Consider the following 22,907-nt stretch of genomic DNA (forward strand, 5'->3'; position numbering starts at 1 on the left):
TTCGCTCGTTCATGCCCGGTCCTCGGTGCGGCGGTTCGCCTGGGCCGACCAGATCGGCGGGGGCGTCCCGCCCCGGATCTCGGCGAGCATGTCGCGCAGCCGCAGCATGATGGCGTCGGTCATCTCGTCCAGTACGGCCTTGCTCGACCCCGCACCGACCCACCGGCTCAGGTCCACCGGCGGACCGGCGACCACCGTCACCGGGGTACGCGGCCGGAGGCTGAACTTCTTCGTCCTCGGGTCGAAGATCCGCTGCGGCCCCCACATCACGACCGGTACCACCGGGGCGCCGGTGGCCAGGGCGAGCCGGGCGGCGCCGGTCTTGCCGCGCATCGGCCACAGCTCGGGCTCCCGGGTGGTGGTGCCCTCCGGATAGATCACGACGGCGGCACCGGAGCGGACCGCCCGGTCCAGCGCCTCCAACGACCTGGCCGCGTCGACGGTGCCGCGCTCCACCGGGATCTGGTGGCACTTCAGCAGGATTTTGCCGATCACCGGCACCTTGAAGACGCTCGCCTTGCCCAGGTAGCTGGGCCAGCGGCCGGCGTCGTAGATGAAGTGCGCCGAGACCAGCGGGTCGAAGTGGGAGAGGTGGTTCGGCACGATGATCACGCCACCGGACGACGGGATGTGCTCCATGCCGCGCCAGTCGCGCCGGGTCCAGACGGTCAGCACCGGCTTGACCACCGAGACGGCGAACCGTCGCCAGAACCCCAGCCTGCGCCGTGTCACTGTGCCTCCTCGTCGTGCCCACCCTGACGCGGCCCGGCCGGGGCGCCACCCGCGCGTCCTGGCTCGGGTGGCGAGGTGGCACCACCCGTGCCCACCCCGTCCGGCCCGCCATCGACCCGGGCCCGGGGTGCCGCCGCCCGCAGCGAAATCATGCCTGTTCGCCCCGGGTACGGCCAGCCAGGGGTATCCCCCGGGCCGGATACGCCACACGCCGGGCGGCGGTTCCGAGCTGGCAGGATTGTCGCGTGGCAGAGCGGAACTGGACCGTGGTGGTGCCGGTCAAGCGTCTCGGATCGGCGAAGAGCCGGCTGCGCGGCGCGCTCGACGGCGTACCGCACGAACTGCTCGCACTCGCGCTGGCCGAGGACACCGTCGAGGCCGTACTCGGCTGCCCGGCCGTCCGGGAAGTGCTGGTGGTGACCGGCGACCCGGAGGCGGCCCGTACCCTGGGCCGGCTCGGCGCCCGGATCGTGCCGGAGCCGCCGACCGCCGGCCTCAACCCCGCGTTCGCCCGGGGCGCGGCAGCGGTTTCCGGCGGCCCGGTGGCGGCACTCACCGCCGACCTGCCGGCGCTGCGCCCGGCCGAGCTGGCCGAGGCGCTGTGGGCCGCCGCCGGCCCCCCGGGGGTACGCCGGTTCGTCGCGGACACCCCCGGCACCGGCACCGTACTGCTCACCGCTGCCCCCGGCGCGGCCCTGGACCCCCGGTTCGGCCCGCACTCGGCGGCGGCGCACGCGGCCTCCGGCGCCCGTCCGCTCACCGGCGGCTGGCCGACCCTGCGCCGCGACGTCGACACCTTGGCGGACCTGCGGGTCGCGCTGGCGCTCGGGCTCGGCCGGCACACCGCCGCGGTGACCCGGGGGGCGGCCCCGGCCGGCGCCGAGCGCTGAGCACCGAGCCCGCAGCGCAGAGAGCCGAACGGCTGAGTGCAGAGAGCCGAGCGCCGATCGGTCGAGCCCAGAGGGCCGAGCGCCGAACGGCCGAGCCCGAGCCGAGCGCCGACCGGCGGTTCCGGTGCCACCGGCCCCGTCGGGCCGACCCGCCGACCGGCCGATCGGTGTACGGTGCTGGGCATGCAGGGCACGGTGGCCGACTACGACCCGCAGAGCCGGACCGGCACGCTGCTGCTCGACGACGGCACCCGAGTCAGCTTTCCGGCGACCGCCTTCGACGCCTCCGGCCTGCGCCTGCTCCGGTTGGGCCAGCGGGTCCGGCTGGAGCACGACGACTCCGGCACGCTGGTCCGGATCACGCTGCCGACCTTCCCCTGATCCGCTCGGTCAAGTTCATTTTCCGTTCACCGCTGCCGGGGAATGATGGGGTGGTGAGTACCCCGCCGTCCCGACGCCCCCTCTCCCAGCGCCAGTCGCGGTCCGGCGCCAACGAACGGCCGACGCCGGATCCGGCACCGGACGGCACGGCCGAATCCCGACAGACGGGCCGGTCCCGCCCCGCGCCGGCACCCCTGCCGGGGGCCGATGCCGCCCGCACTCCCCGGACCCCCCGCACCTCGCGGAGTGGCCGGACGAGCGACGACCAGCCGGCGGGGACCACCCGCACGCCCCGGGCCGGCCGGGGCGGCGGCAAGCGGCCGGCGGGCTCCGGTGACCAGTCGGCGGGGCACACCGAGCGCGAACCTGCAGTTGGACACACGGACCGCGAGCCGGTCGGTGAGCCGGACGGCACCGTCGAACCGGACACCGTCGCCGAGCCGGACCGGTCGGCGGCGCTGGACCAGGCGGCCGACTCGGCGCGGGCCGCGGCCGGCGGGCCGGACCGGAGCCCGTCGACCGGGCTGGGCGACAACCCGGAGCGGGGCCGACGGGGTGTGCCGGCGACCGGCCCGGGCAGCGCCACCCCGGAGAGCGCCCTGGCCGCCCGCTCCGAGACGGCCGAGAGGGTCGCCGAACCGGTCGCCGAACCGGTCGGGGATTCGGCCGGCCCGCTGCCGTCGGACCGGTTCCTCAACCGGGAGCTGTCCTGGCTGGATTTCAACGCCCGGGTGTTGGCCCTGGCCGAGGACCCGGACACCCCGCTGCTGGAGCGGGCCAAGTTCCTCGCCATCTTCGCCAACAACCTGGACGAGTTCTACATGGTCCGGGTCGCCGGGCTGAAGCGGCGGTTGCAGGCCGGACTGCCGGTCCGGGGCGGCGACCAGATGCCGCTGACCACCCAGCTCGAACTGGTCTCCGAGCGCGCCGCCGAGCTGGTCGCCCGGCACTCGGCGTGCTTCGTCGACGAGGTGATGCCGAAGCTGGCCACCGAGAACATCGCGCTGCCGCACTGGGACGAGTTGCCCACCCCGGAGCGGCAACGGCTGCGGACGTACTTCCGGGAGCAGATCTTCCCGGTACTCACCCCGCTCGCCGTCGACCCGGCACACCCGTTCCCGTACATCTCCAGTCGGTCGCTCAACCTGGCGGTGGTGGTACGCGACTCCGACCACGGGTCGGAACTCTTCGCCCGGGTGAAGGTGCCGAACAACGTACCCCGGTTCGTCCGGGTGGAGCGGGACGCGCCCGGCTACCGGTTCCTGCCGATGGAGGACCTGATCGCGGCCCACCTCGACCAGCTCTTCTCCGGCATGCAGGTGATGGAGTGCCACCTGTTCCGGGTCACCCGCAACGCCGAGGTGGAGGTCGACGAGGACCGGGACGAGGACCTGCTGCAAGCCCTCGAACGGGAACTCGCCCGGCGCCGCTTCGGCCCGCCGGTACGCCTCGAAGTGGCCGCCTCCGTCTCCGACCACGTCCTCGACCTGCTGGTCCGGGAACTCGACATGGACAGCCAGGACGTGCTGCGGGTGCCGGGGCTGCTCGACCTGACCGCGCTCTGGCAGGTCTACAACGAGTCCAACCGGCCCGAGCTGAAGGACCCGCCGTTCGTGCCGGCCACCCATCCCCGGCTCGCCGAGGGTGAGGTGCCGCGCAGCGTCTTCGCCACCCTGCGCGACGGCGACATCCTGGTGCACCACCCGTACCGCTCGTTCTCGACCAGCGTGCAGCGGTTCATCGAGCAGGCCGCCGCCGACCCGAACGTGCTGGCCATCAAGCAGACGCTCTACCGCACCAGCGGGGACTCCCCGATCGTCGACGCGCTGATCGACGCCGCCGCCGCCGGCAAGCAGGTGGTGGTGCTGGTGGAGATCAAGGCCCGGTTCGACGAGGTGGCCAACATCGGCTGGGCCCGGGTACTGGAGCGGGCCGGCTGCCACGTGGTCTACGGCCTGGTCGGGCTCAAGACGCACTGCAAGACCGCGCTGGTGGTCCGGCAGGAGGGCAACCAGATCCGGCGGTACTGCCACATCGGCACCGGCAACTACCACCCGAAGACCGCCCGGCTCTACGAGGACTTCGGCATGCTCACCGCCGACCCGGAGATCGGGGCCGACCTGACCGACCTGTTCAACGTGCTGACCGGGTACAGCCGGCAGACGTCGTACCGGCGGTTGCTGGTGGCGCCGCAGGGTGTCCGGCGCGGCCTGATCGAGCGGATCGAGGGCGAGATCGACCGGGCCCGTGCCGGCCTGCCGGGTCTGGTCCAGTTCAAGGTCAACTCGCTGGTCGACGAGGCGATCGTGGACGCGCTCTACCGGGCCTCCCGGGCCGGAGTGCACGTCGACCTGCTGATCCGGGGCATGTGCACGCTCCGGCCGGGCGTACCGGGGATGTCGGAGAACATCCGGGTACGGTCGATCCTCGGCCGCTTCCTCGAACACTCCCGGGTGTTCCGGTTCGGCAGCGGAGTCACCGCGACCGGCGGTGCCGGCGGCTCGGACGGCGGTGTCGAGTTCTGGATCGGCTCCGCCGACCTGATGCACCGCAACCTGGACCGCCGGGTGGAGGCGCTGGTGCAGGTCACCGACCCGACCGCCCGGGCCGAGCTGGACGAGTTGCTGACCGCCGCGATGAGCCCGGAGGTCGAGGCGTTCGACCTGACCGGGGACGGCTGCTGGACCCGGCGCAAGGGCAGCCCGGAGGCGCCGCTGGTGAACCTCCAGGAGGCACTGCTACGCCGCTTCGCCGGAGCCGCCAAGTGATTCGCCGGGGCCGCCGAGTGATTGGGCGGGGCCGCCGAGTGATTCGCGCGGGCCGCCAGGTGAGCCGTTGGGCGGCCCCCGAGCGGCAGACGGTCGGCGGAGCCGACATTCCGGACTAGGCTTGGCCGATGCTGGAGGAGGAGCGGAAGTACGACGTCGACCCGGAGTTCACCCTGCCCGACCTCTCCGGAGTCGTGCCGGACGGCGTACGGGTGGTGGAGCTGCCCCCGGTGACGCTCACCGCGACCTACCTCGACACCACCGACCTGCGGCTGGCCCGGGCCGGGGTGTCGCTGCGGCACCGCAAGGGTGACGAACTGCCCTGGACGGTCAAACTTCCGGCCGACAGCCCCGGCGTACGGCACGAGATCTCCCGTACCGGCCGGCCGAAGAGCACCCCGGCCGACCTGGTCGCGCTGGTCACCGCATACTCCCGGGGCGCGGAACTCGGGCCGGCCGCCACGGTCCGCACCGTACGCCGGGCGTACGAGCTGCGCGACGACACCGACCGGGTGCTGGCGGAACTCGCCGACGACGCGGTGCAGGTGCTGGACGGCAAGCAGGTCCGGTCGACGTTCCGGGAGATCGAGCTGGAGCGCAAGGACGGCGGGCGGGAACTGCTCGACGCGGTGGAGTCGGCGCTGACCGGGTCCGGCGCCCGGGCCGGTGCCTTCACTCCCAAGCACGTCCGGGCACTCGGTTCGGTGGCCGAGGCAGCCCCCGACCTGGTGCCGCCGGGCGAGCTGCCCGAGCTGCCCAGCGCCGGTGACGTGGTCTCGGTGGCGGTCCGGCGCAGCGTCGGCCGGCTGCTCGCACACGATCCGCTGGTCCGGTTGCGGGCACCGGTCGGCGACGACGACACCGCCGTACACCAGATGCGGGTCGGCTGTCGACGGCTCCGCAGCGACCTGCGGACGTTCGGGCCGCTGGTCCGCAAGGCGTGGGCCGCACCGCTGCGGGACGAGCTGAAGTGGCTGGCCGGAGTACTGGGGCAGGCCCGGGACGCCGAGGTGCTGCGCGCCCGGCTGTCCCGGACGGCCGCCGCCGACCCGCTGAGCCCGCTCGACCCGGCGGCGGTGGAGCGGATGGACCGGGTCCTCGTGGCCCGGCACGAGGCCGCCCTCGCCGCCGTCGACGAGGCGCTGGGCTCGGCGCGCTACCACGCCCTGGTCGAGGCGCTGGTCGACGCCGCCCGGACGCCGCAGTTGACCGCCCGGGCCGACGGGCCCGCCGACGAGGTACTCCCCCGACTGGTCGCCCGCCCCTGGCACCGGCTGACCGACGGCGACGACGAGACCGACGGCGCCGCCGACCTCGACCCGGCCGCCCCGGACGAGCGCTGGCACGCGGTACGCATCAACGGCAAGCGGGCCCGCTACGCGGTCGACGCCGTCGCCGGAGTGCTCGGCGGCGACGCGGCGAAGCTGGCCAGGGCGCTGGCGAAGGTGCAGGACCTGCTCGGCGAGCACCAGGACGCGGCGGTCGCCGCCGAGACCTGGCTGTCGATCGCCGAGCAGGACCCGGGCGACCACGCCGTCGCGGTCACCGCCGGCCGGTTGGTGGAACGGGAACGGGCCGCCGTCCGGGCCGTCCGGGCCGCCTTCCCTGACGCGTGGCAACAGGCGAACCGGGGACGCCGGACGGCATGGCTGGGGTGACCCCGATCCGGGCGGCGGGTGGCGTGGTCTGGCGCCACTCCCCCGACGGCATACTCGTGTGCCTGGTGCACCGCCCCCGCTACGACGACTGGTCGCTGCCGAAGGGCAAGCTGGATCCGGGGGAACATCCGCTGACCGCCGCGGTGCGCGAGGTCGCCGAGGAGGCCGACGTACGCGGGGTCCCGGAGGTACGGCTGCCCCCGGTGCACTACCGGATGCGGGACGGTACCCCGAAGACGGTCGAGTTCTGGTCCATGCGGGCCGCCGGCAGCGGCGGTTTCCAGCCGGAGACCGAGGTCGACACCGTACGCTGGCTGCCACTGCCGGAGGCCGCCCGGCTGGTCAGCTATCCGCACGACGTCCGGGTGCTGGAGGACTTCGCCGCCCTGCCGCCGGTGAGCGTGGTAGTGGGGCTGGTCCGGCACGCCCCGGCCGGCAAACGGGGCACCTGGTCCGGGCCGGACACCGCCCGCCCGCTCGACACCGCCGGCCTGGCCCAGTCCCGGGAGTTGGCCGGACTGCTCGCACTACTCCACCCGGTACGCCTCCGCTCGGCGGCGGCCCTGCGCTGCGTACAGACGCTGCGTCCGCTCGCCGAACTGCTCGACCTGCCGATCGAGGTGGACTCCGGGTACGACGAGCCGAAGCCGGGGCAGGACCCCGAGGAGAACGCCCTGGCCGCCGCCGGAGCCCTGCTCGAACTGGCCCGGGGCGGCGAACCGGCGGCGGTCTGTAGTCAGGGCAAGGTGATTCCGCAGGCGTTGGTCCGGCTGGCCGCCGCTTCGGCCGCCTGGACCGACCCGGCCGCCCCAACCGGCCCCGTCGGCTCGACCGGTGGTCCCATCGACTCGGCCGGTTCTCTCGGCTCGACCGGTGACTCCGTCGGCTCGACCGGTGACTCCGTCGGCTCGGCCGGTGACTCCGTCGGCTCGACCGGTTCTCTCGGCTCGGCCGGTCCCGTCGCGCTTCCCGGTTCCGGGCAGGATTTCCGGACCAGGAAGGGCACCGGCTGGCTGCTCGCCTTCAGTGGCGACCGGCTGGTCGGCGCCAGCCGGCTGGACGGGGCGGACCGGCTCGCCGCCGTCGCGCCCTGACCGGGACAGCGCGGGCTCTGCCGGGGCTGAAGGTCCGTGGGTACCCCCGAGGTCGAGCCCGGGGTTTCGTGCCGTCCAGGAGCCGCTGAGCGGCGTTAACGCCCCGTCGACCTGCGGGGATGGCACCACCCGACCCCGGATTTCCGCGCCGGACAACGGGAAAGGGCGCCCCCGGACGAGCCGGAGGCGCCCTGACGGTACCCGGATCAGCGCTTGGCGGCCTTCTTGGCCGGAGCCTTCTTGGCCGTGCTGGCCTTCTTGGCCGTGGTGGCCTTCTTGGTCGCCGTGGCGCGGGTGGACGTGCTCTTGGCTGCCGTCGTCTTCTTCGCCGTCGTCGTCTTCTTGGCCGTGGTGGCCTTCTTGACGCCGGTGGCCTTCTTCGCCGGAGCCGTCTTCTTCGCCGCCGCCTTGGTGGCGGTCGTCTTGGCGGGTGCCGCCTTCTTGGTCGTCGTCTTCTTGGCAACGGTCGACTTGGCCGTCGACGCCGCAGCGGCCTTCTTGGCCGCCACGGTGTTCTTCGGGGCCTTGCCGCTGGCCACCATCTCCTTGAAACCGGCGCCCGGCCGGAAGGCCGGAACCGATGTCTTCTTCACCTTCACCGATTCACCGGTACGGGGGTTGCGGGCTGTTCGAGCACCGCGCACGCGCTTTTCGAACACCCCGAACCCGGTGATGGCAACCCGGTCGCCCTTGGTGACCGCCGCCTGGACCTCCGCGAGGACCGCGTCGAGCGCCGACGTCGCCGACTTCCGGTCCCCCAGACGAGCGGCGAGAGCCTCGATGAGCTCGGCCTTGTTCACGACTTCCCTCCCAATGTGCAACTGGACTCAACGCGAGCCATTCTGCGCGCACGGTATGCCCTGTGCCACCGGGACACAAACATCTGCTCGAAAAAACCCTTTGTGTCGCAACGGATTCGCCCCCACCGGGCGAACCGGCGGGGGCGAAAACGACTGTACGGTCGGCGGTTCGGCCTATGCCACCACGGGCCGGAAGGGGGATCGCCGCCCCTCGTACGCGGTGATGTCCGCCTCATGCCGGAGGGTCAGTCCAATGTCGTCCAAGCCCTCCATCAGCCGCCAGCGGCTGAAGTCGTCCATCGGGAAGGACCAGGTGTCGTCCCCGGCCCGGACCTCCCGAGCGGTCAGGTCGACCGTGATCCGGGCCGTCGGGTCGGACTCCACCAACTCCCACAAGACCTCGATGGCCTTCAATTCAAGCTCGACCGGCAGGAGCCCTTCCTTGAGCGCGTTCCCCCGGAAGATGTCCCCGAAGCGGGGGGCGATGACGGACCGGAACCCCCAGTCGCGCAGCGCCCACACGGCGTGCTCGCGGGAGGAACCCGTACCGAACTCGGGGCCGGCGAGCAGAATCGACGCCCCGGAATATGAGGAATCGTTGAGTACGAATGCCGGATCCTCCCGCCAGGCGCTGAAGAGCCCATCGGCGAAGCCCGTCCGGGTCACCCGCTTGAGGTACACGGCGGGGATGATCTGATCGGTATCCACGTTGGACCGGCGCAGCGGGATCGCCGTACCGGTGTGCGCGGTGAACTTTTCCATCTCAGGTCAGCCCCTTCACAGGTCGGCCGGCGCGGCCAGCCGACCGACCACGGCGGTGGCGGCGGCGACCGGTGGCGAGACCAGGTGGGTACGCCCACCCCGGCCCTGCCGGCCCTCGAAGTTACGGTTGGAGGTCGAGGCCGAGCGCTGGCCCGGCTTGAGGGTGTCCGGGTTCATGCCGAGGCACATCGAGCAGCCGGCGAACCGCCACTCGGCGCCCGCCTCGGTGAAGACCTGGTCCAGCCCCTCCTGCTCGGCCGCCTCGCGGACCGCTGCCGACCCGGGTACGACGAGCATCCGTACCCCGTCGGCCACCCGGTGCCCGCGCAGCACGTCGGCGGCGGCCCGGAGGTCCTCCAGCCGGCCGTTGGTGCAGGAGCCGACGAAGACCACGTCCACCGGTACGTCCCGGAGCCGGGTGCCGGGCTTGAGGGCCATGTATTCGAGGGCCCGCCGCGCGGCGGTCTGCTCGGCGTCGGTGACGAAGTCCTCCGGGTCCGGCACGGCCGCGTTCAGCGCGGTGCCCTGGCCCGGGTTGGTGCCCCAGGTGACGAACGGGCTGATCCGGCTCGCGTCCAGCACCACCTCGCTGTCGAAGGTGGCGCCCGGGTCGGTCGGCAGGGTCCGCCAGTATTCGACGGCGGTATCCCAGTCCGCGCCCTGCGGGGCGTTCGGCCGCCCCTTCAGGTAGACGAAGGTGGTCTCGTCCGGCGCGATCATCCCGGCCTTGGCGCCCCACTCGATGGACATGTTGGCGATGGTCATCCGGCCCTCCATGGAGAGCCCGCTGATCGCCTCGCCCCGGTACTCCACGATGTGGCCGCGCCCGCCGCCGGTGCCGACCTGGGCGATCAGCGCCAGCACCAGGTCCTTGGCGGTGACCCCGGGGGCCAGCTCGCCGATCACGGTCACCGCCAACGTCTTCGGGCGGCTCTGCGGCAGGGTCTGGGTCGCCAGTACGTGCTCGACCTCGCTGGTCCCGATCCCGAAGGCCAGCGCACCGAACGCGCCGTGGGTGGCCGTGTGTGAGTCGCCGCACACGATGGTCAGGCCCGGCTGGGTCAGCCCGAGCTGCGGCCCGATCACGTGCACGATGCCCTGGTTGTCGTCGCCGAGCGGGTGCAGCCGGAGGCCGAACTCGGCACAGTTGCGGCGCAGCGTCTCGATCTGGGTCCGCGAGGTCGGGTCGGCGATGGTGAGCAGGTCACCGCGCCGGGACCGGAACGACGGATCGTCATAGCCGGTCGGGGTGTTGTGGTCCTCGGTCGCGAGCGTGAGGTCGGGTCGGCGGACCTTGCGGTTCGCCATCCGCAGCCCGTCGAACGCCTGCGGGCTGGTCACCTCGTGCAGCAGGTGCAGGTCGATATAGAGCAGATCCGGCTCACCGTCAGCGGATCGCACCACGTGAGCATCCCAGACCTTCTCGGCCAGGGTCCTGGGCGAGGACGGCTCTGGAGTGACTCCCACCATCTGGACATCCTAAATTCTGGGAGGTAGGTTTCGGCTTGTGGGACACAGTATGAGCGGTGTCGGCGTTCTCGACAAGGCGGTGGTCATCCTGGCCGCCTGCGTCGACGGCGCCAGCCTGGCCGAACTCGTCGATCGCACCAAGCTGCCCCGGGCCACGGCCCACCGCCTGGCCCAGGCCCTGGAGATCCATCGGATGCTGGTCCGGGACACGGCGGGACGCTGGCGCCCCGGTCCGCGCCTGGGCGAGTTGGCGAACGCCGCCCCCGACGTACTGCTGACCGCGGCCGAGCCGCTGCTCTCGGCGCTCCGGGACGCGACCGGCGAGAGTGCGCAACTCTATCTGCGCCGGGCCGACGAGCGGATCTGCGTGGCCGCCGCCGAGCGGGCCAGCGGGTTGCGCGACACCGTGCCGGTCGGCTCGGTGCTGCCGATGACCGCCGGTTCCGCCGCGCAGATCCTGCTGGCCTGGGAGCCGCCGGAGGCGGTCATGCCACTGCTCCCCCGGTGCAAGTTCACCGGCCGCACCCTCGCCGAGGTACGCCGCCGGGGCTGGGCGCAGAGCGTCGCCGAACGCGAGGCCGGGGTGGCGAGCGTCTCGTCGCCGATCCGGGACCGGACCGGTCGGGTGATCGCCGCGATCAGCATCTCCGGGCCGATCGAGCGGCTCGGCCGACGCCCCGGCGACCGGCACGCGATGGCCGTGGTCCGGGCCGGCCAACGCCTGAGCGGCCTGTAACCCGCCCCGCGCCGGCAACGACCGCTGCCGCGCGGGGCCGATCCACGTGGCCGATCCACCGGGCCGACCCACGCGCGGCAGGGCGCCCGACCGATCGGCACCCAGGCCAGCAGCGCAAGTGATTCGTTTCGGGTGCCAGGTCAGGCCCGGTGTGCGATGCTCGACATCGGGAACTGACCCAGCGACCCAGCCGGCCGAGGAGATCTCGACGCCGAGATCTCGACGCCGAGGGCAGGTCGCAGCCGACGGCATGTCGACGACAGACGGACCGGCGCAGGCGCGCAGGCGCGCGTTCCTGGGTGGCGTACGAACGGAAACGGCCCGCGCCACCGGAGTGACGCGGACCGTCGGTCGTAGCCCCGACCGGATTCGAACCGGCGCTACCGCCTTGAGAGGGCGGCGTCCTAGGCCGCTAGACGACGGGGCCAGGACTTTCCGTTGTTGACCTTGCGATCAACGCTGCTGAACTCTACCAGAGACCAGCTTCCGTCGCCCTTTCGAGCTTCGGCTGCTGGGGTACCAGGACTCGAACCTAGACTAACTGAACCAGAATCAGTCGGGCTGCCAATTACCCCATACCCCATCGGTGCTCCCGCACCGAAAGCGAACTTTACCGGACCCCGTGGTGGAGACCAAATCGGGTCGGTACCGGGCGACGCCGTACCGCCGCCGCCTGCCGGACCTCAGTCGAGGGTCACCACCGGGTTCGACAGCTCGCCGATCCCGCCGACGCGGACCGTGACGGTATCCCCGTCGACGATCGGACTAACCCCCGCCGGAGTGCCGGTCAGCACTACGTCACCCGGGAGCAGCGTCATCACGTGTGAGATATAGGACACCAGGGTCGGAACGTCGAAGACCATGTCGCTGGTCCGGCCGAGCTGGCGTACCTCCGGCTCGTCCGCGCCCCGGCCCACCTCGCAGCGGACCTCGACGTCGCCGACGTCCAGGCCGGTCGAAATCCACGGGCCGAGCGGGCAGAACGAGTCGAAGCCCTTGGCCCGGGTCCACTGGCCGTCCGAGCGTTGCAGGTCCCGCGCGGTCACGTCGTTGGCACAGGTGTAGCCGAAGATGGCCTGCGCGGCGGCGGCCCGGTCGGCCCGGCGCGCACCCGGCGGCCCGATCACCACGGCCAGCTCGGCCTCGTGCTCGACCTGCTTGGACTGGGCCGGCAGCCGGATCGCGTCCCGGGGGCCGATCACCGAGGTCGACGGCTTGAGGAAGAGCAGCGGCTCGGCCGGTACGTCGTTGCCGAGTTCGGCGGCGTGCTCGGCGTAGTTGCGGCCGACGCACACCACCTTGCTCGGCAGGATCGGCGAGAGCAGCCGGACGTCCGCGAGCGCCCAGCGGGCGGTGGTGAACCGGATCTCGCCGAACGGGTGGCCCTCGATCTCGGCCACCGTCAACCCCTCGGGGCCGGCCGCCGGGTCACCCTCGACCACGCCGAACGACATTCCCTTTGCATGAGCGAAACGAGCGATACGCACGCCGCCAATCTATCCCCACCGGGAGTCGCCGCCGGTGGCGCGTACGGCGAGGCGGCACCCTACCGCAGCGGTCCGGTCACCGAGCGGGGTTCGATCCTTCCCCGCCGGCCGGCCACCCGTCCGGCTTAGCGTCTGGTCGGGAGGAGACTTCGTGATACCTGCATCGATCCGACTACGTGCGGTGGGGGCGGTGATCGCGGGTTGCCTGCTGGCCGCCACCGCGCCCGGCGCCACCACCCAAGCGGCCACCACCGCCGGTGCGCCGGTGCGGCCGACCAGCCCGCTGATCACCGTCGCGATGACCACGTCCGGCCATCCGGCGCCCCGCTACGAGATCCGGGTGCGCAACGGTACCGACGGCATGGTGAAGACGACCGTCCGGCAGGAGCTGCCGCCGGGCGCCACACCGGCGATGATCAGCCAGGGCGGGGCGGCCAGCGCGCCCGGCACCATGCCGGGACAGCTCGGTTCCGAGGTGGTCTGGCAGGTCCAGCTCGGCGCCCGCAGCGCCGCGCTGCTCACCACCACCCTGGTGCCACCGGCCGCCGGGGTCGACGTCACCGCCCCGGCCTGCGCCTTCGTCGCGGGCGGGAACATGCCGTACGACTGCGCGACCGCGACCTGGAACCGGGCTCGGGCAGCCGCCGCCGGCTCCGGCTCGGACGACTCGGCACAGGCGCAGGCAGCCGCCTCCCCGCCCTGGTGGCGCCGGGGCGCCCTGCTGGGTTCCGCCCTCGCGGCGCTGCTGCTGCTCGCCGCGGCCGGCGGTGCGCTCTCGTGGCGGCGACGGCGTCGACGGCGCGCCGCCGACCAGGTCAACACCATGCCTGGCGACGGTACGGACCGGCGGGCCGCCAAACGCGAGGCGAAGCGACGGGCGGCGGAGCAGCGCGCCGCCGAGAAGCAGGCCGCCGCGGCGGCCCGGCGGGTCCGCAGGTCCGGCAACCCGATCGCCCGAGCCCGGGCCCGGGTACGCGGCGACCACAAGATCCCGGTGCCGGAGAGCGTACGGCGGGCCACCGGCCACCCCCGGATCGGCGGCGCGGCGGAGCAGGCCGCCCTGGCGGAGCAGGCCGGCCCGGCAGGACGCCCGATGGCCGGGGATCTCGGTACGGCCGGTCACCGGGCCGGGGGCGAGGAGCCAGGGCCTGACGGCGGCGGTCCGGTGGAACAGCGCCGGCCGGCCGAGGACGACGTACTGGCCGACGGGGGCGGTCTGCTCCGGGACGGCGGACTGGCCGGAGCCGACGAACCGGCCGCACCGGGTGACGGGGAACCGGCTGGCCTGGTCGGCATCGCCGGCGGCGCCCGGTACGTGGGCAGGGCGCCGATACCGCCCCGCGCATCCGCGCCGACCGACAGCGAGGAGCCGGCCGAGGAGCCCGTACCGGAGCCGCCGGAGCCGACCGACGAGGAACTCGCCCCGGTGGTCGGCCGGGCCCGTCCCGCCCCGCATCCGGCCGCCACCTACCGGCCGCCCCGACGGCGTCCCAAGCCGCCGGCCTGGGTGGTGGTCGGCTCCGCCGCCGTGCTGGCGGTGGCCCTGGCCGCGCTCACCGCGTGGACCGGGTCGAGCCAGGTGAGCGCGATCAACGCCAACCGGGAACCGTCCAGCGGGGCGTGGGTGGGCAAGACCGTGGCCGGGCCGGTCGGTACGACCCTGCGGGAGAGCGCCTTCGAGTTCACCGTCTACCGGCTGGTCTGCCCGCCGGCACCCGGCGGCTGTCAGGCGATCCTCGGGGTACGCAACCTGACCGACAAGAGCCAGCAGTGGCACGGCACCCTGCAACGGGCGTACCTGCCCAGCGGGGACTGGGTCGGTGCCGACGTACCGGCGACGCAGATCGCCAACGCCGGCAAGGACCCGTTCGGCGAACCGGTACCGGCCGGTCAGCGCCTGATCATGCCGCTGGTGTTCACCTCGACCGGTGCGGTCGAACCGACCCGGATCGAGCTGCGCAGCGCCGTCTTCTCCGCCGGGGTCAGCGTCGACGTGCCGCACTAGTCAAGCATTCTGGCCAGGGCGGCCCGGCGGCACTGGGCACGCACTGGGCAGGGCGGCCCGGCGGCGCTGGGCAGGGCGGACCGGTGGGCGCCGTACCCTGGAGCGGTGACCGCCGCCCTCGCCCGTACCGTCGTGCTGGACGCGGCGGAGTGGCGCTCCCGGCGGGCGGCCCACGAGCGGCGGGTGGACGAGTGGCTGGTGCCGCACCTCGCGCGGCGGGGCAGCGGCACCCGGCATCCGGTGCAGGACTTCCTCTTCACCTACTACTCGCACCGGCCGGCGCAGTTGCGCCGCTGGCATCCGGGCGCGGGCGTGCTGCTCCGGGACGCCGATCCGGCCGAGTTCGGCCGGGACTACCGTGCCGAGGCCGCCGGCCGCACCCTCGACACCGAGGCGGTACTCGGGCGCCGGGGCGACTCGGTCGACTGGATCCGCACCCTGCTGACCCGTACCGCCGGCCGGCCCGGCCAGTTCGGCTGCTTCGGGATGCACGAGTGGGCCATGGTCTACCGGCAGACCCAGGCGGAGGTACGGCACAACGCCTGGCCGCTGCGGCTCTCGCCCGAGCAGACCGCCCGGGTGGTGGAGGACAACCGGATCCGGTGCAGCCACTTCGACGCGTACCGGTTCTTCACCGCGCCGGCCCGACCGCTGAACCTGCTCGCCCCGAGCCGCGAGGCGCAGCACGACAACGAGCAGCCGGGCTGTTTGCACGCGAACATGGACCTCTACAAGTGGGCGTACAAGCTCTCCCCGCTGGTGCCGAGCGAGCTGGTCGGCGACGCGTTCGCGCTGGCCCGGGAGATCCGCGCGCTGGACATGCGGGCCAGCCCGTACGACCTCGCCGCGCTCGGCTATCCGCCGGTCCGGGTGGAGACCCCCGAGGGCCGGGCCGAATACGCCGCCGCGCAGCGCGGTTTCGCCGAGCGGGCCGCCCCGCTCCGGACCCGGCTGCTCGCCGCGCTGGCGGCAACCGAGCCGAGCAACACGACCGAGCCCGACAACGCGGCCGAGCGCCGGTAACGCGACCGAGCCCGGCAGCACGACCGAGCCCGACAACGCGACCGAGCCCGACAACGCGACCGAGCGCCGGTAACCGTCGTCACACCCCGTCTCCGGACGGCCGCACTACGCTGGCCTAGTGGATCTAGCTGAGGCGCGGCAGTTGTGGAAACCGGAGCCGGGTTGGCTGAACACCGCCAGCTACGGGCTGCCGCCGGAGCCGGCCTGGGAGGCGCTCCAGGCCGTCCTCGCCGACTGGCGCGTCGGGCGTACCTCGTGGGAGGGCTGGGACGACTCGACGGCGCGGTCCCGGGCCGCCTTCGCCCGGCTGGTCGGGGTACCGGTCTCGGACGTGACCGTCGGGGCGACCGTCTCCCAACTGCTCGCCCCGGTCGGCGCCGCGCTGCCCGCCGGAGCGACCGTGCTCGTCCCGGAGGTGGAGTTCACCTCCAACCTCTTTCCCTGGCTGGTGCACGCCGAGCGCGGGGTGCGGGTCCGCACCGTACCGGCGGACCGGCTCGCCGAGGCGATCGACGCCGACACCGACCTCGTCGCGTTCAGCCTGGTCCAGTCGGCGGACGGCAGCGTCGCCCGGTACGACGAGATCCTGGCCGCCGCAGAGGCGTACGACGCGCTGACGGTGGTCGACGCGACCCAGGGCTGTGGCTGGCTGCCGTTCGACGCCGGCCGGGCGGACGTGGTCGCGGTCGGCGCGTACAAGTGGCTGATGGCGCCGCGTGGTGCGGCGTTCGGCTGTCTCAGCCCCCGGATCCGGGACCGGATCACCCCGCTGGCCGCCAACTGGTACGCGGGCTCCGACCCGCACGCCTCCTACTACGGACCGCCGCTACGGCTGGCCGACGACGCCCGCCGGTTCGACCTCTCCCCGGCCTGGTTCTGCTTCGTCGGGGCGGCTCCGGCCCTGGAACTCCTCGTCGAGGTGGGAGTACCGGCGATCCGGCAGCACAACGTCAGGCTGGCCAACCGGTTCCTGACCGGTCTCGGCCAGCCGCACCGGGACAGCGCGATCGTCACCGTCGACGTACCCGGTGCGGCGGAGAAACTGGCGGCGGCCGGGGTACGGGCGGCGGTCCGGGCCGGTCGGGTACGCGCCTCGTTCCATCTCTACTCCACCGAGCACGACGTCGACCTGGCCCTCACCGCCCTGACGTCCTGACGGCATCTGCGCCTCGTACCCGTAACCGTCCTGACCCGACAACCGCCGCCTGACCCGACAACCGCCGCGTCACTCCACGTCGGGTCGGCGGGACTGTTTGAGCTGGCCACGGCGCTTCTTCTCGGCGAGCCGGCGCTCCTTGGCGCCCCGACTCGGCTTGGTGGGTCGCCTCGGCGGCGGTGGTGGCGCGATCGCGTCGGCCAGCAGCGCGGTGAGCCGGGCCTGCGCGGCCTCCCGGTTGCGGAGCTGGGCCCGGTGCTCCGACGCCGAGACCGTCAGTACCCCGTCGGTGAGCCGGCCGTCGAGCCGGTCCAGCGCCCGGGCCTTGAGCCGCTCCGGCAGCGCCGTCGAGTTCGCCACGTCGAAGGAGAGTTCGGCCCGGGAGTCGGTGGTGTTCACGCCCTGGCCGCCCGGGCCGCTGGACCGGGAGAACCGCCAGTTGAGTTCCGCCTCCGGGATGACGAGGCCCGGTCGGATGGTCAGGGGTGCCATGTCGTCAACCGTACGGCTCAGCCGCCCTTGCCGATGATGGTGTCCGCCGTCTGCTGCACCTGCTCGATCGGGATGGCGAACCCGATCCCGATCGACCCGCTCCCGTCGATGGTGGCGATCGCGGTGTTCACCCCGACCACCTCACCCCGGGCGTTGACCAGCGGACCGCCCGAGTTGCCGGGGTTGATGGAGGCGTCGGTCTGCACCGCGCTGTGCCGGTTGTCGCCCAGCTTCACCTGGCGGTCCAGCGCGCTGACGATGCCGGCGGTCACCGTGCCGGCGAGCCCCAGCGGCGAGCCGACCGCGAGCACCGGCTCACCGACCCGGGTGGCGCCGGGCTTGGCCAGCGGCAGCGCCGTCAGCCCGGCCGACGGCGGCACCCGGAGCACCGCGATGTCGCTGCTGGAGTCCCGGCCGACGAGCCGGGCCGGGAACTGCCGGCCGTCCGAGGTCTCCACCATCACCGCGCCGCCGGGCTCCCCGCCGCCGCCCCGGGCCACGATGTGGTCGTTGGTGACGATGTGCTGGAGGTCGTCGATGGCGAACCCGGAGCCGCTGGCCGACTTGCCGCCCCCGGCCACCATCACCGAGACGACGCCGGGCACCACCTGCGCGGCGGCGGCCACCAGGTCGGCCGGGACCGCGGCCTGCGCCGCCTTGCCCCGCTCGGTCGAGGTCTCCTGGCTGGCCACGTAGCCGCCGGCCAGGCCGCCGGAGCCGATGGAGAGCGCGACCACCGCCAGCGCGGCGAGCAGCGCCCGACGCCGCCGGGTCGCCCGGTCGGCCGCCAGCACCTCACCGGGTACGCCCGGAACCCCGCGCCCGTCCGGTTCGAGGTCGGGTGAGATGAACCATGGGCCGCGGGGTTCGCCGAGCCCGGTCTGCGTTGCCATAGCTCACTCCTCGTCAGTCCATCGTCCGATCAGGGCAGCGGGTGTACCGGGCCGGCACGGCTGGGCGAGCCGGTCCGGCACGGACCTACGGCAGCCGGGAGAACCAGGCCATCGAGCCCCCCGCCGCCGCCAGGGCGAACAGCAGCCCGATGCCGATGAACCGGGCCGAGATGTCCTGCTTCTCCGTGCGGTAGCCGACCGATGTCCCGATGTCCTCGTACACGGCACGCAGCTCGGCACTGGTACCCGCCTCGTGGTAGCCGCCCTTGGTCTGCTCGGCGACCGCCCGCAGGGTCTGCCCGTCCACCGGTACCCTTATCGGCCGGCCGCCCCGGGCGACGTAGCCGGCGGCGGTGCCGAACGAGATGGTGTGCACCGGTACCCCCACCTGCACCGCCTCGTCGGCGGCGGCCATCGGATCGCGGCCGGAGGTGTTCGCCCCGTCGGAGAGCAGCACGATCCGGGCCGGCGGCGGGTTCTTCGCGGCCTGGGCGTCGAAGGTCTTGATCGCCTCCAGCGAGGTGCCGATCGCCTCCCCGATGGCGGTGCCCTGCACCCCGGTACTGCCCTCGGCGAGCCGCCGGATTCCGGAGTGCAGCGCCGACCGGTCGGTGCCGGGTGGCACGAGTACCGCCGCGCTGCCGGCGAAGGCGACCAGCCCGACGTTGAACTCGTCGGGGAGCGTCTCGGCGAACCGGTGCGCCGCCGACTTCGCCGCCGCCAGCCGGTCCGGTTCGACGTCGGTGGCCAGCATCGAGGTCGAGACGTCCACCGCGAGCATCACGGTGGCCCGCTCCCGGGGCACCCTGACCTCCGCCTCGGGCCGGGCGAAGCCGACGACCAGCAGCGCCAGCATGGCCAGGAACAACCCGGCCGGCACGTGCCGGCGCCAGGTCGGCCGGTCCGGCGCGACCCGGTCCAGCAGCCGCAGGTTGGTGAACCGGACGGCGTACCGGCTGCGGCGGCGTTGCAGAAAGACGTACCAGATGCCGAGCCCGAGTACGCCGAGCAGCAGCAACAGCCGCTCCGGTGACTGCCAGGTCATGCCGCGCCTCCCCGTACCGCCGAGACGGGCGGCCGGGTCGCCCCGGCCAGCCGCCGCTGGGTGTGTACGTGTCGGACGATGTCCGCGACCCAGTCCCGGTCGGTACGCAGCGACAGGTGCGCGGCACCCGCCCGGCGCAGCGCCTGCCGGACCAGTTCACGCTGGCCGGCCGCTGCGGCGGCGTACCGCTCCCGGAGCCGGCGGTCCGCTGTGGACACCTCGCGCCGCCGGCCCGTCTCCGGGTCCACCAGCGTGACCAGTCCGACGTCCGGCAGCTCCAGTTCACGCGGGTCGACCACCTCGACCGCCAGCACCTGGTGGCGTACGCCGAGCCGGCGGACCGCCTGCTCCCAGGCCGGCGTGCCGTCCTCGGTCTCGGGCAGCCCGTCGAGGAAGTCGGAGACCAGCACCGCCAGGCCCCGGCCGGCAGCGGCCCGGTGCAGCGTGGTCACCGCGTCGGCGAGCGACGGGGCGCTGCCGGAGGTGTCCCGCCGGGGCGCCGCGAGCAGCATGTTGAGCAGGCCCAACAGGTGGGTCCGACCGGTCCGGGCCGGAAAGCGGCGGATCCCGGCGCTGTCGAGCAGGTGTACGCCGAGCCGGTTGCCGACCCCGGCGGTGAGGAAGCCGACCGCCGCCGTGGCGGCCACCGCGAGTTCCCGCTTGTCCAGCTCGGCGGTGCCGAAGTGCATGCTGGGGGTGGAGTCGACCAGCAGCCAGGTGGTCAGTTCCCGGTCGGCGTCGACCTCCCGGACGTGCGGCAGGGTGGTCCGGGCGGTCACCGCCCAGTCCATCCGGCGTACCTCGTCCTCCCCGGGCCGGTATTCCCGGGCGCCGCTGAACTCGCTGCCGGGCCCGGGGAGCAGGCCGAGGTGCTGGCCATGCAGCAGCCCGTCGAGCCGGCGGGTGACCAGAAGTTCCAACCGGCGCAGCCGGTGCTCGGGGGCGAGCTGACCCAGGGTGGGATCGGCACTGTCCCGCCGCATGTCGTCCGGGCCGGTCCGGGCGTCCCGCCCCGTGCGACCGTCCCGGCCCGTGCGGCCGGCCCGACCGATCCGGCTGACCCGGTTCACGCGACCGCCAGGCCGCGCCGCTGTTCCTCACGGGTCGGCGCGATCCGGGGCGGCGGGACCGCCTCGACGAGCCGGCGTACCACCGATTCGGCCGGTACCCCGTCGGCGATCGCGTCGAAGGACAGCACCAGCCGGTGCGCGATCACGTCGGCGGCGAGTTCGCGTACGTCGTCGGGGAGCACGTAGTCCCGGCCGCGCAACAGGGCCTGGGCCCGGGCGGCGGCGACCAGCCCCAGGGTGGCCCGCGGACTCGCCCCGTACGTGAGCAGCGGTGCCACCTCCGGTACCCCGAACCGGGCCGGATCCCGGGTGGCCAGGATCAGCCGTACGACGTACTCGGCGAGCGCGTGGTGCACGAAGACCCGGGAGGCCCGGTCCTGGAGTACGCGCAACCGCTCCGGATCGAGTACCGCCCGCGCGGTCGGCCGCTCCGCGCTCATCCGGTAGAGGATGGCCAGTTCGTCGACGTCGGTGGGATAGTCGACGAGGATCTTCAGCAGGAAGCGGTCCCGTTGCGCCTCCGGTAGCTGGTAGACCCCCTCCGACTCGATCGGGTTCTGGGTCGCCAGCACCAGGAACGGCTCCGGCACCGGATAACTCCGGCCACCGATCGACACCTGCCGCTCGGCCATCGCCTCCAGCAACGCCGACTGCACCTTCGCCGGCGCCCGGTTGATCTCGTCGGCCAACACCAGGTTCGCCATCACCGGACCCAGCTCCACGTCGAAACTCTCCGCCGACGCCCGGTAGATCCGGGTACCCACGATGTCCGACGGCACCAGGTCCGGAGTGAACTGGATCCGCGAGAACGCCCCACCGACCGTGGTGGCCAGGGTCTGCGCGGCGAGCGTCTTCGCCACCCCCGGTACGCCCTCCAACAGGCAGTGCCCGTCGGCCAGCAACGCGGTGAAGAGCCGCTCCACCAACCTGTCCTGCCCGACGATCACCCGCTTGACCTCGAAGAGGGCCTGCTCCAGCTCGGGGCCGGCGGAAGCCGTCTCGACCGGCCTGGGGCGGGTGGCCACGGTGTCTGACATGTCCGTCACGGTGCGGGCTTCCCGACCTCACCGGCGGCAAACCCCCGGTCACCGCAGTGTCACGACAAGTTCCGTCACACGCACCACTCGGGGCGCTCGAAACCTTCGACGTACCAATAAAATCGACGGCACACAAACCCGTCAGCGGAGCCGGGACGGGACGAAACGGGGAGGCACTGTGGTGTTGCGACGGTGCGGAGCGATACTGCTGGCGGCGGCCTCGGTGCTGGCCTTCGCGGCACCCGCGGCGGCGGCACCCGATCCGGTTCCCCCGCCGAGCTTTGCGGGATTCCGGCTGGTCAAGGCGATCCCCGGCGAACCGGGCACACCGCAGATCACCCTGCCCGTCGGCTACGAACTCGTCCCCGGCGCCGCGACCCAGGTGGCCAGCCGGGCCGAGTACTACTCCTTCGTCCGAGGGCCGCGCAGCGAGGCGGTGACGGTCACCGTCGACTGGCCGGGTACCTGGGTCGGCTCGGTGGTCGCCTCCGACACCCGGCTGGCGATCGGCCGGCACGCCGGTGCGCCCTACCGGATCAGCTTCACCCTGCCGGTGACCTGGTCGTCGGTGGACGCCAACCAGGCGACCGTGCAGGTCTGGAGCATGCTCAGCCCATCCACCTCCAGCGGGCTGCACTGGCGGATCGAGCACAACGACCCGGACCGGGTCGCCGGGCCGTGGACCAGCGTCGCCTGGCCGGCGACGCAGGCCGCCTCGGTGATCAACTATCTGGTCGCCAGCGAGGCGGTGCTCCAGGACTCCGGGCTGGTCACCGAGGCGAAGCGCAAGGGCCACTTCTTCTCGCTGATGGGCTTCGAGACCAACAACGCGCTGCACCCGGACAACCCGCCGCACTGGCACCTCGCCTACTACCCCGGCCTCACCTACGGTGCGCCCCGGGCGCACGTGCCGCACTTCTGGGTCGACGCCGAGGGCAAGACCTTCTACAACGGGATGGACATCCAGGGTCAGGGCCGCAGCCGCTTCTACGCCGGTGACCCGGCACAGATCCACGACCTCGACAACAACCTGGTCGTCACCCTCACCATCCGGGCCGACGGCGGGCTGGACATCGACCCGCCGGCCGGGCCGCGCTACTCGATCACCGCCCCGGACGGGAACTTCTCGCACCAGGTCGACGTCGCCCGGGACGGCGTACCGTGGCGCTCGGTGGTCAGCCGGGACCATGTCAAGATCGGCGTACTGGTCGCCCAGGTGAAGGACCAGCAGTCGACCCGGCCGCACCGGACCACCGTCTACCAGTACGACGCGCTGACCGGGGTGCTGACCAACACCTGGCCCGGCCCGCACTAGATCCGGCACCCCCGCACACGTTCTTCACCGGCTGCGCACACCCGACGGATAGCGTGCCGGTGTGGATGTGGATGTCGATCTCGACCCGGAGCC

At 73.1% G+C, this 22,907-nt stretch carries 19 protein-coding genes, 2 tRNA genes and 2 pseudogenes; 10 read left to right on the forward strand and 13 right to left on the reverse strand.

The features are described 5' to 3' along the window. Positions 1–23: 23 nt before the first annotated feature. Positions 24–732, reverse strand: a pseudogene (locus Pma05_RS17365) (lysophospholipid acyltransferase family protein); the annotation flags it as partial. Then, on the reverse strand, positions 729–884 hold the full coding sequence (locus tag Pma05_RS17370; RefSeq protein WP_203858450.1) for a hypothetical protein: 156 nt from the start codon (positions 882–884) through the stop codon (positions 729–731). The pseudogene Pma05_RS17365 and the gene Pma05_RS17370, both read right to left, overlap by 4 nt. Positions 885–977: 93 nt before the next feature. On the opposite strand from Pma05_RS17370, the gene cofC reads away from it, so the two are divergent. The 5 genes and pseudogenes from cofC to Pma05_RS17395 form a co-directional block, all read left to right on the forward strand. Further along, entirely contained in the window at positions 978–1,622 is a 645-nt protein-coding gene (cofC, locus tag Pma05_RS17375) for a 2-phospho-L-lactate guanylyltransferase (RefSeq protein WP_203858451.1), read from the forward strand. 183 nt (positions 1,623–1,805) lie between these two features. Beyond that, a complete protein-coding gene (locus Pma05_RS17380) occupies positions 1,806–2,003 on the forward strand; it encodes a cold-shock protein (protein ID WP_203858452.1) in 198 nt (65 codons plus the stop codon). A 524-nt stretch (positions 2,004–2,527) separates the two neighbouring features. Then, complete coding sequence (locus Pma05_RS17385; protein WP_372441496.1) at positions 2,528–4,771, forward strand: RNA degradosome polyphosphate kinase; 2,244 nt, start codon at positions 2,528–2,530, stop codon at positions 4,769–4,771. 128 nt (positions 4,772–4,899) lie between these two features. After that, the gene (locus tag Pma05_RS17390) at positions 4,900–6,429 is read left to right on the forward strand and encodes a CYTH and CHAD domain-containing protein (RefSeq protein ID WP_203858453.1); all 1,530 of its coding nucleotides are present in this window, start codon (positions 4,900–4,902) and stop codon (positions 6,427–6,429) included. Further along, positions 6,417–7,214: pseudogene (locus Pma05_RS17395) on the forward strand (NUDIX hydrolase); the annotation flags it as partial. The gene Pma05_RS17390 and the pseudogene Pma05_RS17395, both read left to right, overlap by 13 nt. A 515-nt stretch (positions 7,215–7,729) precedes the next feature. Here the strand turns inward: Pma05_RS17395 and Pma05_RS17400 are convergent. The 3 genes from Pma05_RS17400 to leuC form a co-directional block, all read right to left on the reverse strand. Next, positions 7,730–8,323 (reverse strand): HU family DNA-binding protein, encoded by a 594-nt coding sequence (locus Pma05_RS17400; RefSeq protein ID WP_203858454.1) that lies wholly within the window; start codon positions 8,321–8,323, stop codon positions 7,730–7,732. Between the two features lie 174 nt (positions 8,324–8,497). Beyond that, a complete protein-coding gene (leuD, locus tag Pma05_RS17405) occupies positions 8,498–9,085 on the reverse strand; it encodes a 3-isopropylmalate dehydratase small subunit (RefSeq protein WP_203858455.1) in 588 nt (195 codons plus the stop codon). 15 nt (positions 9,086–9,100) lie between these two features. After that, positions 9,101–10,555, reverse strand: a complete 1,455-nt coding sequence (gene leuC / locus Pma05_RS17410; RefSeq protein ID WP_203858456.1) for a 3-isopropylmalate dehydratase large subunit — start codon at positions 10,553–10,555, stop codon at positions 9,101–9,103. Between the two features lie 49 nt (positions 10,556–10,604). Between leuC and Pma05_RS17415 the strand changes: the two genes are divergently transcribed. Next, positions 10,605–11,291 (forward strand): IclR family transcriptional regulator, encoded by a 687-nt coding sequence (locus Pma05_RS17415; RefSeq protein WP_203858457.1) that lies wholly within the window; start codon positions 10,605–10,607, stop codon positions 11,289–11,291. Positions 11,292–11,645: 354 nt separating this feature from the next. Here Pma05_RS17415 and Pma05_RS17420 read toward each other — a convergent pair. The 3 genes from Pma05_RS17420 to Pma05_RS17430 all read right to left on the reverse strand — a co-directional run bounded on the left by Pma05_RS17420 (position 11,646) and on the right by Pma05_RS17430 (position 12,778). Then, positions 11,646–11,718, reverse strand: a tRNA-Glu gene (locus Pma05_RS17420). A gap of 84 nt (positions 11,719–11,802) precedes the next feature. Next, positions 11,803–11,874, reverse strand: a tRNA-Gln gene (locus Pma05_RS17425). 100 nt (positions 11,875–11,974) lie between these two features. After that, positions 11,975–12,778 (reverse strand): fumarylacetoacetate hydrolase family protein, encoded by an 804-nt coding sequence (locus Pma05_RS17430; protein ID WP_203858458.1) that lies wholly within the window; start codon positions 12,776–12,778, stop codon positions 11,975–11,977. Between the two features lie 151 nt (positions 12,779–12,929). Here Pma05_RS17430 and Pma05_RS17435 point away from each other — a divergent pair, with 151 nt between their 5' ends. The 3 genes from Pma05_RS17435 to Pma05_RS17445 all read left to right on the forward strand — a co-directional run bounded on the left by Pma05_RS17435 (position 12,930) and on the right by Pma05_RS17445 (position 16,962). Next, positions 12,930–14,783, forward strand: a complete 1,854-nt coding sequence (locus Pma05_RS17435; RefSeq protein ID WP_203858459.1) for a hypothetical protein — start codon at positions 12,930–12,932, stop codon at positions 14,781–14,783. A 105-nt stretch (positions 14,784–14,888) separates the two neighbouring features. Beyond that, positions 14,889–15,806, forward strand: a complete 918-nt coding sequence (locus tag Pma05_RS17440) for a 3-methyladenine DNA glycosylase (RefSeq protein WP_203858460.1) — start codon at positions 14,889–14,891, stop codon at positions 15,804–15,806. Positions 15,807–15,924: 118 nt separating this feature from the next. Beyond that, positions 15,925–16,962 (forward strand): aminotransferase class V-fold PLP-dependent enzyme, encoded by a 1,038-nt coding sequence (locus tag Pma05_RS17445; RefSeq protein ID WP_203858461.1) that lies wholly within the window; start codon positions 15,925–15,927, stop codon positions 16,960–16,962. Positions 16,963–17,031: 69 nt separating this feature from the next. On the opposite strand, the gene arfB is transcribed toward Pma05_RS17445, so the two are convergent. The 5 genes from arfB to Pma05_RS17470 all read right to left on the reverse strand — a co-directional run bounded on the left by arfB (position 17,032) and on the right by Pma05_RS17470 (position 21,508). Next, positions 17,032–17,454, reverse strand: a complete 423-nt coding sequence (gene arfB, locus Pma05_RS17450) for an alternative ribosome rescue aminoacyl-tRNA hydrolase ArfB (protein WP_203858462.1) — start codon at positions 17,452–17,454, stop codon at positions 17,032–17,034. 17 nt (positions 17,455–17,471) lie between these two features. Beyond that, positions 17,472–18,347 carry a S1C family serine protease gene (locus Pma05_RS17455; RefSeq protein ID WP_203858463.1) on the reverse strand — a complete coding sequence of 292 codons (876 nt, stop codon included), beginning with the start codon at positions 18,345–18,347 and terminating at the stop codon, positions 17,472–17,474. 85 nt (positions 18,348–18,432) lie between these two features. After that, positions 18,433–19,392 carry a VWA domain-containing protein gene (locus tag Pma05_RS17460; protein ID WP_203858464.1) on the reverse strand — a complete coding sequence of 320 codons (960 nt, stop codon included), beginning with the start codon at positions 19,390–19,392 and terminating at the stop codon, positions 18,433–18,435. Continuing rightward, positions 19,389–20,375: a DUF58 domain-containing protein gene (locus tag Pma05_RS17465; protein WP_203858717.1), complete on the reverse strand. Its 987-nt coding sequence runs from the start codon at positions 20,373–20,375 to the stop codon at positions 19,389–19,391. Before Pma05_RS17465 ends, Pma05_RS17460 begins: the two co-directional genes overlap by 4 nt. Before the next feature lie 83 nt (positions 20,376–20,458). Beyond that, positions 20,459–21,508 (reverse strand): AAA family ATPase, encoded by a 1,050-nt coding sequence (locus Pma05_RS17470; protein ID WP_203858465.1) that lies wholly within the window; start codon positions 21,506–21,508, stop codon positions 20,459–20,461. Between the two features lie 169 nt (positions 21,509–21,677). Here Pma05_RS17470 and Pma05_RS17475 point away from each other — a divergent pair, with 169 nt between their 5' ends. Next, complete coding sequence (locus tag Pma05_RS17475; RefSeq protein ID WP_203858466.1) at positions 21,678–22,814, forward strand: hypothetical protein; 1,137 nt, start codon at positions 21,678–21,680, stop codon at positions 22,812–22,814. The last annotated feature ends 93 nt before the right edge of the window (positions 22,815–22,907 follow it).

This window comes from Plantactinospora mayteni (assembly GCF_016862935.1).
GTDB classification, from domain to species: Bacteria; Actinomycetota; Actinomycetes; order Mycobacteriales; family Micromonosporaceae; genus Plantactinospora; species Plantactinospora mayteni.